The 12,850-nt window shown below is 41.5% G+C and carries 8 protein-coding genes; 7 read left to right on the top strand and 1 reads right to left on the bottom strand.

The features are described from left to right. The first annotated feature begins 445 nt into the window (after positions 1-445). The 6 genes from metG (at position 446) to QZR76_RS13695 (ending at position 9,111) form a co-directional block, all read left to right on the top strand. The gene (metG, locus tag QZR76_RS13720) at positions 446-2,476 is read left to right on the top strand and encodes a methionine--tRNA ligase (protein ID WP_294143372.1); all 2,031 of its coding nucleotides are present in this window, start codon (positions 446-448) and stop codon (positions 2,474-2,476) included. A gap of 298 nt (positions 2,477-2,774) precedes the next feature. Beyond that, the gene (locus QZR76_RS13715) at positions 2,775-5,366 is read left to right on the top strand and encodes a TonB-dependent receptor (RefSeq protein ID WP_294143371.1); all 2,592 of its coding nucleotides are present in this window, start codon (positions 2,775-2,777) and stop codon (positions 5,364-5,366) included. A 19-nt stretch (positions 5,367-5,385) separates the two neighbouring features. Then, on the top strand, positions 5,386-7,113 hold the full coding sequence (locus QZR76_RS13710) for a hypothetical protein (RefSeq protein ID WP_294143370.1): 1,728 nt from the start codon (positions 5,386-5,388) through the stop codon (positions 7,111-7,113). Positions 7,114-7,409: 296 nt separating this feature from the next. Further along, the gene (locus QZR76_RS13705; protein ID WP_294143369.1) at positions 7,410-7,610 is read left to right on the top strand and encodes a DUF6132 family protein; all 201 of its coding nucleotides are present in this window, start codon (positions 7,410-7,412) and stop codon (positions 7,608-7,610) included. A 92-nt stretch (positions 7,611-7,702) separates the two neighbouring features. Next, positions 7,703-8,050 (top strand): winged helix DNA-binding protein, encoded by a 348-nt coding sequence (locus QZR76_RS13700; protein WP_294143368.1) that lies wholly within the window; start codon positions 7,703-7,705, stop codon positions 8,048-8,050. A 23-nt stretch (positions 8,051-8,073) separates the two neighbouring features. Next, positions 8,074-9,111 (top strand): TQO small subunit DoxD, encoded by a 1,038-nt coding sequence (locus QZR76_RS13695; RefSeq protein WP_294143367.1) that lies wholly within the window; start codon positions 8,074-8,076, stop codon positions 9,109-9,111. Positions 9,112-9,277: 166 nt separating this feature from the next. Here QZR76_RS13695 and QZR76_RS13690 read toward each other — a convergent pair whose 3' ends face one another. Then, entirely contained in the window at positions 9,278-11,044 is a 1,767-nt protein-coding gene (locus QZR76_RS13690; RefSeq protein ID WP_294143366.1) for a bifunctional UDP-sugar hydrolase/5'-nucleotidase, read from the bottom strand. A gap of 157 nt (positions 11,045-11,201) precedes the next feature. Between QZR76_RS13690 and QZR76_RS13685 the strand changes: the two genes are divergently transcribed. Then, positions 11,202-12,611, top strand: a complete 1,410-nt coding sequence (locus QZR76_RS13685; RefSeq protein WP_294143365.1) for a nucleoside transporter C-terminal domain-containing protein — start codon at positions 11,202-11,204, stop codon at positions 12,609-12,611. Positions 12,612-12,850 lie beyond the last annotated feature (239 nt).

Here is a 12,850-nt window from a genome sequence, read left to right as displayed (position 1 = left end):
TAGATTCAAAGATTCAAAGATTAAGCGATTGGGTGATTGCCGATTGCGGATTGGAGAAGCGGGGATAAAAACGAAGGGGCATAAATAGTGAAGGGTGAGCGTCGTGTCCGGCTTTCGGAACGACCGGACGACGGATTGTCCGAGCGTAGCGAGTCCCGGAGTACCGTGAACGAAAACCGACTACACGACCGACGGGAATGTCCCGGGCCCGGAGGGTTTATCCCACTTGTAATTTTAGATTGACGGTTTAAAGATGGTAAAACCGGAATCGATGCAGATATCAATTTACAATCTAAAATTTGCAATCCACAATTATAGATTAGGTAATATTTTTCTAACTTTGCGGTTTCCTAAGATTCATGAAGTTTATGAGGTTGTAAGGTCTTGAATACGGATAGCTTTATGGATGTTAGGGACGTTTAACTTTACAAACTCAAATTTAAATATGAGCAAATTCAAGAGAAATTTAGTTACTACAGCGTTGCCTTACGCGAATGGTCCGGTGCATATCGGGCACTTGGCAGGAGTATACGTGCCGGCAGATATTTACGTGAGGTATTTGAGAAAAAGAGGAGAGGAAGTTGCTTTTATCGGTGGCTCGGACGAGCACGGGGTTCCCATCACGATCAAAGCCCAGAAAGAGGGGGTGACACCGCAGGATATTGTAGATCGTTATCATAAGATTATAAAGGATTCATTTGCCGAGTTAGGGATATCTTTCGATATCTATTCCCGGACGAGTTCCAAAACCCATCATGAGCTCTCTTCTGCTTTTTTTAAAAAATTGTATGACGAGGGTAAATTTATCGAGAAGACCTCCATGCAATTCTACGATGAGAAGGCGGGACAATTTTTGGCCGATCGTTATATCATCGGTACATGTCCGCATTGTGGAAACGAACGGGCTTACGGAGATCAATGCGAGGCGTGTGGTACGAGTTTGAATGCCACGGATCTGATTGATCCGGTTTCGGCAATTACCGGAAATAAACCGGAATTGAAAGAGACCAAACATTGGTATTTGCCTCTGAATGAGTATGAAGATTGGTTGAAGAAATGGATATTGGAAGAGCATAAGGAGTGGAAGCCGAACGTATACGGACAGTGTAAATCGTGGTTGGATAACGGATTGCAGCCTCGTGCCGTAACCCGGGATCTGGATTGGGGTGTGCCTGTTCCGATAGAGGGAGCCGAAGGTAAAGTACTTTACGTGTGGTTTGATGCTCCGATCGGGTATATTTCGGCCACGAAGGATTTGACACCGGAGTGGGAAAAATATTGGAAAGACCCGGAAACCCGGATGATTCATTTTATCGGAAAAGACAATATAGTGTTCCATTGTATTATCTTCCCGGCCATGTTAAAGGCTGAAGGATCTTATATCGTTCCGGATAATGTTCCTGCAAACGAATTTTTGAATTTGGAAGGCGATAAGATTTCTACTTCCCGGAACTGGGCGGTATGGTTACACGAATATTTATGCGATTTCGAGGGGAAACAAGATGTGTTACGTTATGTTTTAACTGCCAATGCCCCGGAAACAAAGGATAATGATTTCACTTGGAAAGATTTCCAGACCCGAAATAACAGCGAATTAGTGGCGATATATGGTAATTTTATCAATCGGACCTTGGTATTGACGCAAAAATACTTCGATAATCAGGTACCGCAACGGGGTGAAATGACGGATTACGACCGGGAGGTATTAAACGAGATTCCTCGGATTATCGAGCAGGTGGAAAAGAACCTGGATACATTCCATTTCCGGGAAGCTTTGAAAGAGGCGATGAATCTGGCTCGCCTGGGAAACAAATATCTGGCGGATACGGAACCCTGGAAAGTGATCAAAACAGACGAGGGAAGAGTGAAGACGATTTTGAATATTTGTCTTCAGGTTTCAGCCGATCTTTCCACCTTGATGGAACCTTTCATGCCTTTTTCTTCGGCGAAATTGCGAGGTTTCCTGAATATAGAACCGATAGCCTGGGAGATTATGGGAGATCAGGTTATTCCGGCGGGACATCGTTTGGGTGAAGCGGGATTGTTATTTGAGAAAATTGAAGATGCCGAGATACAGGCTCAAGTCGATAAACTGTTGGCCACTAAAAAAGCAAATGAGTTGGCTGCCGTGAAGGCGGCTCCAGCAAAAGCCAATATCAGTTTTGAAGATTTTTCAAAGATGGATATTCGTGTGGGGAAAATTATTGCCGCGGAGAAAGTGGCTAAAACAAAGAAATTGATGAAGCTGACGGTGGATACCGGAATAGATCAACGTACGGTTGTGTCCGGTATTGCAGAGTATTATATTCCGGAGGAGGTTGTCGGTCGTCAGGTCAGTATATTGGTGAACCTGGAGCCGAAACCTTTAAAAGGGATAGAATCTCAGGGAATGATTTTAATGGCGGAAAATATCGACGGAACCCTTTCTTTTGTGGCTCCGGAAAGAGCGTTGAAACCTGGGTCTGAAATTCGCTAACAACTGCAATAAATAGCATATTTTCAAAAATATATTTAAGAGGTGTTGTCCCGGCTTTATTACAGGAACAACACCTCTTTTGTTGAAAACAATTAACATTTGATAAAGAGAAATGTTCCCCTTTGGTAAAATGTTAAACTCGTCTAAAAAATAGATATATTGAATCGAAATACTACCTTTGTAGCTCTCTTAATAAAAAATAAAAAGAAGTGTGAAATGTAATTTTTATCTTACAAATAATTAATAATTAATTAACATTAAGGGTACTATTTTGCTTACGAATTAAAAAAGTTAGATTATGAGAAAAGTGTTATTAAAATGCCTGATGTTGTTTGTTCCGATGCTTTGTATGTCGTTGGCTACGTTAGCGGACGGCGTTATCAAAGGGAAAATTATTGATGCTAAGACAAATGAGGCATTGATTGGAGCAACCGCTACGATAGACGGGACTTCCATCGGGGCTGCAGCCGACATTGACGGAAATTTCGTGATTAAGACAAAAAAGGACGGGAAAATGGTTATTCTATTCAGATATGTGGGGTACGAGGAGTTGAAGAAGGAGATAGATTTGAAAGATAAGGAATTGGATATGGGAACCATAAAACTTACTCCTGTAACGGTAGGTTTGGATGAGGTAAAGGTGACCGCTTCCATTGTGACAAAAGATCGTGAAACTCCGGTAGCTATTTCGAATATCACACCCTTGATGATTGAAGAAAAATTGGGTAGTCAAGAGTTTCCCGAGATTATGAAATCTACCCCTTCTATTTACGCGACCAAGCAAGGTGGAGGATACGGGGATTCTCGTATCAATATGCGGGGTTTTGATTCTAATAATATCGGTATTTTGATTAACGGTATTCCTATCAACGATATGGAAAACGGAAGAGTATACTGGTCGAATTGGGCCAGCCTTTCTGACGTAACTCAATTTATTCAGGTGCAGCGCGGTTTGGGAGCATCTAAGCTTGCCGTTAATTCCGTGGGAGGAACCATGAATATGATTACTAAAAGTACGGATGCTATTAGAGGTGGTGGCTTATATTACGGAATAGGTAATGACGGTTATTCAAAAGCCGCTGTGAATGTTTCTACCGGATTGATGGAGAACGGTTGGGCCGTAAGTTTAGCCGGATCCAGAACAGCAAGTACCCATGGTTATGTAGATGCAACCAATTATGAGGCGTGGGCTTATTTTGTGAATGTGTCTAAACGGATCAATGACAATCATCGTCTCTCTTTCACCGCTTTCGGTGCTCCGCAATGGCACAATCAACGCGGGCAAATGCATACGATTCAGGAATATCGCGATAACCAAAACGGAACGAGATGGAATTCCAGCTATGGTATTTTAAACGGTGAGATATTCAACGGTCCTTATGCCTATAACGAGTATCATAAGCCTCAGATGTCTTTGAATCACTACTGGACGATTAACGAGCGTTCCTCCTTGTCTACGGTAGTTTACTTATCTTTCTCTAACGGAGGAGGAAGACGTAGCTATGGTGTTAACAAGAATTGGTTGGAATACAACTATACGGATGGAAAACCTTATGAGTCGACGAAACTTACCCCGGACGGATTGTTGGATTACGATGCCGTGATGAGAGAAAATCAGGCTTCCACGACCGGTTCTTTGTTGGTTTTGGCCAATACGATAAACTCTCATGACTGGTACGGTGCATTAAGTACCTATACCAATCAGATAACCGATAATATTAAGTTAACGGGAGGTTTGGACGTTCGTTACTATAAGGGTTATCACTTTATAAAAATTACGGATTTGATGGGTGGAGCTTATTATAACAATAAGTCTGATTTATTGGCTTATCAGGATCCTAACGTGGCGTTGAAAAAAGGAGATAAGATTGCTTTTGATAATACCGGAGAGGTACTTTGGGCCGGTATTTTTGCCCAGGGAGAGTACGTGAAAGATAATTTCTCTGGATTCCTCTCTTTCTCCTTGACGGACGAGGCGTATCGTCGTATCGATAACGGTGCTTATAAAAAGGGTGACCCGATGCGTAAAACAAACTGGCAAAACTTCTTACCTTGGAGTTTGAAAGCCGGAGCTAATTATAAGTTCGGTGCTTATCACAATGTTTACTTAAATGGCGGATATTTTAAACGGGCTCCTTATTTTAATGTGGTTTTCAAGAATAACACGAACGTGATTACTCCGAACGTGAAATACGAGACCGTGTACACCATTGAAGGAGGATATGGTTTTGAGATGCCTACATTGACGGCCAAAATAAATTATTACTATACCCGCTGGAATGATCGTGGTTTGACCAAGAGTGTCGGTAACGGAAACGTGGCTAATATCCGCGGACTGAATGCCTGTCACCAAGGTGTGGAATTTGAAGCCGAATACAAACCCGTTTATAATTTCAATCTAACGGGAATGTTCTCTTGGGGTAACTGGGTTCTGACCGATAACCCGACGATGGTGGTTCTGGATGCAAGCAACGAAGTTGTCAGCGAGAATGAGAAATTATATGTAAAGGACGTACATGTAGGTAATTCGGCCCAGATGACGGCTGCTTTAGGAGCAAGTTATGAGCCTTTCACCCGTTTCAAGATCGGAGCCGATATGAACTTCTTCGGTAAGAACTATTCCGATTACACGATTGAAAACCGTGTTGCTGCAAGAGAAGAGGGAATCGATTCGTGGAGAATGCCGAATTATGTTACGGTAGATGCCAATTTGCGCTACGGTTTGGATTATAAGGGAGTGCGTTTTACACTGTACACGAATATCAATAACGTATTTAATGCAAAATACATTGCCGATGCAAAGGACGGTGCTTACCATAATGCAGCTTCTTCTTTGGTATATTACGGATTTGGTAGAACTTGGACACTGGGATTGAGATTGAATTTCTAATCATTAAAATTTGAAAGATATGCGTAAAATATATAATTTAATAACGTTGGCATTGTTGGGGTTGGCATCCTGTAATCCCATGTCGGATGTGTATGATGATTTGGATGCCAATAAAGAGCCTGTTCATGCCGATATTGTTTACACGCTTGCGGATGCGGACTACGCTACGATCGCCTCTTTAGCTTATAAACATTGCGAAAACGCTGCAGACTCTGCAAAGGTGAAAACTATTGCGGATAATAAGAATTTTTCTTCTTCTGTTCCGGCTAAAAATTATATTCCTGATTTTTTAACATCGAAATACCCGGCTTTGAATAAAAATTCAACAGCTATGGTTACCTATAATTTTTATACGGCAGCAACCAGAATAAATAAAAAGACGTTGGGGGTAGCCGATTATAAAAAAGTAGGAGGAGATGTAGCTCAATATCTTTGTTTTACGGGGGGAATGCCTGCAAACCGGGATAATATGACAAAGGCTATCGATGCGGAGGGAGAAGACGGAGAGTTGTTGATTGTGACGTATAACGAGACCTCCGATGCGGTAAACGGAAAAACTACCGATGTGGTGAACTTCGAAATGAACAAGTATGATTACAAGACTATCCTGGATTGGGTGAAGAGTAACAAAGAGGAGTTTGTGGACGGAAACAAAGAGTTTTATTTTGGTGTGGATGCTGATCGCCCGAACTTTAATTTGAGTAAAAAAGACTGGGAGAAGTATCAGGACAAGCATGGAGTGACGATAACGGATGCCTTTATTCTGCAACAGGTTAGAGCCGGTATAAAGATTTTGTTGGTTAATAAATTGGGAAGTAAGGCCGTAAAGGATGTGATTTACAACGTCAGGTATGCTACTTACGGAAACAATAGCGCTCCGAAGAGTGTCGCTTATAAATGCACTTTGGCCGGAAAGACTCCTGAGTTCGAGATGGCAGATGGAGTGGATCCCGTGTTGACCAATGAAGTGGTTGCCGTATTCTCGTATAGCGAGAGGTATGGAAACTGGAGTCCGTACACGCAAAAAGATATTTATATTGTGACGGCTGATGATTTTAAGCAGATGGGTAAAACCGATTGTTTCAATAGCGATGCGGACAATTATTTGCCTCAGTTGTTGACGTTAAGATATCCGTATGCCCAAGACAAGGACGTCGTGACGTTTGTCTATAAAAACGACGGGGGAAGCAGTTTCTCTATATACACGGACGAATATGCCTTTACCGGAGGTGTTTGGGTAAAATATAATCCGGTTTCTCAGAAAGCGGAGCAATTCATGCATAACGGAGAGAAATGGTTTGCTAATCCTCACATTACCTTCGAGATGGGGAAAGCGGATTATCAGTATATGCTGGATTGGGTGGATAAAAACAAACATGCTTATTTAGACGAAAAATATCCGGATACCGGAGAGTTCTATTTCGGTTCTACGACCTATAATGTAAATATCAATATGGGAGTATCTATGTTGGTAAAATATGATGAGTTGGCCGGTGTTAATGAACTGAAAGGCAAGTCGGACGAAGAGGTGTTAGAGATACAGAAGCAACGTTTGATTACAGAAGGTTTCCCGGCCGTTCTGGAAGGGAAATACCCGGAAGCGGAACCGGTAGTCGACGGAACGACGATCGAATACACTATTCGTTTCAAGAGTTATTCTCCGCGTGCCAGCTGGGAGTTGAAATACAAAGGAATAGCGAAGGGTAAATTCGAATACATCGAAGATAGTTATAAAGAACTCCAATAATTAATTGGATCACTTTATTGCAACGTCCGTTTCTTGTGAAAGAGGCGGACGTTGTTTTATTTTTCAAGAAGGGTAGTTTTTGGGTATTATTATATTGGAAGTCGAGAAATTGTTCTACCTTCGTTTTATAAATAAATTATGCCAGTTTTTTCATCACATTCTCAATACCTATTGTAATTCTGAAGAGGATTCGAAGATATTTCTTGTCGTAACGTTCTATATAAAATATTATTTTCCATTGGAAATTTGTTTTAATGGAAAATAAATCATATGTTTGTCAAATAAAAAATGGAGTTATGATAAAAAGATTTTTTAAACGATATTGGCTTACAATGTTGGGTATTATACTGGGGGCTTTAGGAGGCTTTTTATATTGGAAATTTGTCGGTTGCGAAAGCGGGACTTGTCCGATAACCTCTTCTCCGGTGAATAGTTCGTTGTGGGGTGCGGTGATGGGAGGTTTATTACTGAGCTTATTCAAATCGGGAAAGGAATAATTTAATTATAAATTTTGGATTACAGATTGTAAATTAAGAATGACCCAATTACTAAATTATTAATCACAGAATCCTTTAAAGTTGTCGATTGCATGGAAACTTTTTGTAAGATCAGAGATTTATATCGGGCTATTGCGGAGTTTGAAACTCAATTGGAAATAAGGCATCATTTGGGGTTAAATGAAGGGATGCTGCTTTGTACTCTTACTCGTGCGGAGAAGTTATCTTCCGGTGAGATTGCGGAACAGTTGGGGTTGACGAACTCTAATGCGTCAAAGGTAATCCGGTCCGTGGAAAAGAAAGGTTTGGTCATTCGGATCATGGGAGATCAGGATAAACGACAGATGTATTTTTCTTTGACGGAACAGGGACGGGAAGAGTTGGAAAAAATGAAGAATAGTGAGATAGAGGTTCCGGAACTTATAAAAAAAATATTATAATTTAATTATTTAAAAGGAATGTCATGAACTCATCACGCGTGAATCAGGAAGAATGGAAAAATTATTCTTTGTTCGGTTTGTACACTTTAGCCATACGATTGGTTGTCGGTTGGACCTATTTTTCGGCTTTTTGGCGACGTTTAGTATTGGAGAATAAATTAATTCCGGATTCAGCGGGATATATCGGGGAAAAATTCAATCATTTTTTGCCTAATTCGATAGGGATTCGTTCCGTTATAGAGTATTTGGTTACTCATCCCGAGATATTATGGTGGGCTATGGTAGTCTTTACTTTAGTTGAAGGGATTGTAGGGTTATTGTTCATGTTGGGTTTTTTTACCAGATTAATGAGTGTTGGGGTCATGAGTCTTGCTACCGGGATCTTGTTGGGGTCCGGATGGTTGGGAACAACCTGTTTGGACGAGTGGCAAATCGGAATTTTAGGTGTTGCAGCCGGTTTTACGGTGTTTCTATCCGGAGGAGGAAGGTATTCTGTAGATGCCTGGTGTTTTAGAAAATGGCCTATCTGGAGTAATAAAAAATGGTTATTGTGGCTGACCTCGGGAACTTTGCCGTTACCTGTGAAGTGGAGCGGTAGGGTCGCCGTTGGAGGAGCCGCTGTTATACTATTATTATCACTTTATACCAATCAGGAATTTCACAATGGGGTATGGGGACCTCTACATAATAAATCCGTAAAGCCTAAAATTGAGATATCGGACGCCACGATAAAAGGAGGGGAGCTCTCTTTTACCATTTATCGAGTGGAAGGTGTGGATGTTTACGGGTCGTTTTTGATTGGAGTAACATTGATAGGAGAAGGGAGAGATTCCTTATTTTATATGGACGGGAAAGCGTTGTCCCGTTTTCCGGAAGAACAGATTCATAATGAATATGTGGCAAAAATAAAGCCGGGGAAACATAGTTTGGTAATTCCTCTCGGGGGTAAGGCTGAATTGACATTTCGAGATACCGTATTTTCCAATTTGCCTAAAGGAAGTTATCAACTGATACTTACGGACATTAGCGGAGCGACTTTTCAATCGGAAATCATATATTGATTTAAGGTTACATGAGGTTATAAAAACCGACATGTAATGGCTTTAGGATTATAGAAGAGAAAAGTAAATTTAAGGACGGTATTTTATAAAAACGATAAATTTTTTCGGAACAAGACAAGTCAATTCATTTGTGGAAAGGGACGCTTTTTTTGAGCGTCCCTTTGATTTATTTACTATATAACAATTTGTAATCTTGTTCTTTGCTTTTCTTAAACCATTTTTCAGGAATGACTTTCCATTCGTTCCGGGGTTGAGGGTCCAATACTTTTTGGCGTTTGATATATTCCGCAATGTAATAGCGGATATCTTTTTCCCGGATGTCGACGATGCGTTTCGTCAGTTCTGCTTTGGGAATTCCTGCTCCGCGGGTAAGGTGTCCTCCACCTCCGTTACCTTGGTAAGAGTTTACGGCTACCTTGTACGTGTGTTCGGGATTGAAGGGAGTACCGTCGGCCATAGAGATGATGGTAATCCGGTTGCCCGGTTCTTTACTCACATCCACTGTATATTTTATACCGGCTGCAGCTGAGAAATTAAAAAAGTCATTTTGTAATAACGGGTAACCTTTCCTGCTGGTCAGAATCTCTCCTTCTGCATCTTTCTTAAAGTTTAACAGATGATCTTTTTTGGATTGCATGGTATTGAACTGCACGGCAGCCGCGTATTCCAAATATTTTCGAATTTCTTCGCCGGAAAGCTGCATCGTGTAAAGAGAGTTTTCGTAAGCGTAAAGATTAAACATGTCTTTCATGGTAATCTTACCTGCTTTGATGTAAGCATCCCGAGAGAGAATGGAGGCAAAGGAGATTTCCGCTCCGCTTTCTGCTAATTGGGCTTCATTGATAAAATCAATAAAAGCTGAAGGGCCGAACATGGCATCCCGTCCGGAAAGCGGACTTTTGAACGTACCCAATTCCGTGTTGATGTATGCTTTAGCCTTGTCTATTGCCGGGGTAAAGGTTGAAATGTAATCCTTATCTGTAGCTACCTTGTTCAGATCGATCAGTTCGCTCCGGTAAGATTTTTGATAATGGTCACCGTTCCGTTTCAGGGAAACAACAATTTTACCAAGATAAGTGCCATGGGATTTGGGATCCATTAACAGAACCTTGTGACCGAAGTCATTCGTCAACTCTTCTTGCTTCTCTGTATGGTCATGGCCGAATATAATTATATCGAATCCGTCTACCTGCTGAGCAACCAATTTGCTGGCGTTTTCGTTTTTAGGTGTTTTTTCGTTGGCACCACCGTAGGTATAGTCGTACCCGGAATGGAAAAGTCCTATGATCATGTCCGGTTTTTCCTGTTTTTGAATTATGTCGATCCATTTTTTCGAGGATTCGATCATATCTTCGAATTCAATTCCTTGCCAAAGGTGTTCCGGTAACCATTGAGGAATATTGGGAGTCGTCATTCCCAAAACGGCAATTTTGATTCCTTGGCGTTCCAGAACGATATAAGGTGTAAAATAGGGTTTGCCTGTTTTACGATCGATTAGATTTGCGGATAACCAAGGAAATTGAAATTCTTTTTTGATACGGTCGTAGACCGGATGTCCGGCCTCAATATCGTGATTCCCCACGGCGGCGGCATCGTATTTTAAGTAGTTCATTACTTGAGCCTGAATATGCGGGGTAATGGTATCAATAAAATTATAATAGTAGATAGAAGGTTGGCCCTGAAGAAAATCACCGCCGTCCAACAAGATCGTACTCAATGAGTCCTTGGCTCGGGCTTCTTTGAGAATGGTCGAAGCATTGGCGAGACTTTGAGAAGTTTCTTTCCCTCTTTTTAGATCGTAATTGAAAATGCTGCCGTGTACGTCGCTGGTACAATAGATGGTAAGTTGTGCTTCTTCCGGTTTGGATGAACAAGCCTGTAAAAGGTTTAACAGAAGTAGTATTCCGGAAAACCATAAAATTATTCTTCTCATAAATATAGATTTATTCGTGTGTTTCAATTGCGTAAGATATAAGGATCGTACCCGTGACAAAACTATGGATTTTTTTGTTAAAAAGAATCTTTTCTATCGCTAAAAAGCGTAAATTCGCCCTGCTTATTATGAATAATAAACATCAATAACAATACATATGGGTAAGATTGGAAAAATAACGGGGCTAATGATAGGATTGCTGGTGTTGACGGCAGGGAACCTTTTCGCTCAAGCCGGAGGAGGAATACATAGTGCGGTAAATATCGAAAGTCATATTTCGTTTATGTCTATTTTGAGGGGAATTATAGGTATGGTAAGTATACTTGGGATAGCCTGGTTGTTTAGTAGCGATCGTAAAGGGATATCCTGGCGGGTTGTGGGGATTGGTATGGCAATACAGTTGATCTTGGCCGTAGGTATTTTATATTTTCCTCCGGTTCAAGCCGTATTTGATTTCGTGGGAAAGATATTTGTTACCATACTGGATTTTACACGTGCCGGAAGTGAGTTCTTGTTAGGCGGATTGATGGATACCACCAAGAGCGGGTATATTTTCGCTTTTCAGGTGTTGCCGACGATTATTTTCTTTTCCGCCTTGACTTCGTTGTTATTTTATCTTGGGATTATACAGAAGGTGGTATATTGGATGGCCTGGGCGATGACTAAATTGATGAATCTGACCGGGCCGGAGTCGTTGTCGGTTACGGGAAATATATTTCTGGGACAGACAGAAGCTCCTCTTATGGTTAAAGCTTATCTGGATGATATGTCTCCTTCTGAAATATTTTTAGTGATGACGGGAGGAATGGCAACGATTGCCGGCGGTGTCCTTGCAGCTTATATCAGTTTTTTGGGCGGAGAGGATCCGGTTCAACGATTACTGTTCGCTAAACATTTATTGGCAGCTTCCGTGATGGCCGCTCCCGGGGCTGTCGTCGTTGCTAAGATATTGATTCCCCAGACACGGAAAATTCAAAATACGATAGAGGTTCCTAAGAATAAAGTAGGTAAAAATGTTTTGGATGCGATCTCCAATGGGGCTTCCGAAGGAGTCAAACTGGCCGTGAATGTTGCCGGTATGTTGTTGGTGTTTGTTGCTTTTATCGCTTTTGCCAATTATTTATTTGCCAAGTTTGGACATATCGTAGGCTTGAACGATTGGATTGCCGATCTGACGGACGGGAAGCAGCATGAATTGTCGTTGCAATTGATCTTAGGGTATCTGTTTGCTCCCTTGATGTGGTTAATTGGTATATGTCCTGCGGACATCGTGCATGCTGGTAGTCTTTTGGGACAAAAAGTGATTATGACCGAATTCATTGCCTATGTGGATTTGGCCAGTTTGAAGACGGCAGGCGCTTTTGCCGAGATGAAATCCGTAATCATGTGTACCTATTTCCTGTGCGGTTTTGCTAATTTTGCATCTATCGGTATTCAAATCGGGGGAATTGGAGGATTGACCCCTAAAAATAAACCCCTTTTGGCCAAATTTGGTATGAGAGCTTTGTTGGCAGGTACTTTGGCCTCATTGATGTCGGCCACGATTATCGGAATGATTATCGGATAAAATAATCACAGAATCTCTTAATTCGTTTAATTGTAAATCTACAATTGCAAGTGGGATAACTCCTCCGGGGCGGGGACATTCCCGTCGGTCGTGTAGTCGTTTTTCGTTCACTGTCCTCCGGGACTCGCTACGCTCGGACAGTCCGTCGTCCGGTCGTTCCGAAAGCCGAACCCGACGCTCGCCGTTCACTGTTTATGCCCCTTCGTTTTTATCCCCGCTTTTCCAATCCGCAATCGGCA

The organism is uncultured Sanguibacteroides sp. (assembly GCF_900543425.1).
GTDB lineage: Bacteria > Bacteroidota > Bacteroidia > Bacteroidales > Marinifilaceae > Gabonibacter.
Note: the sequence above shows the minus strand (reverse complement) of the source record. Positions and strands in the feature narration are given on the sequence as shown.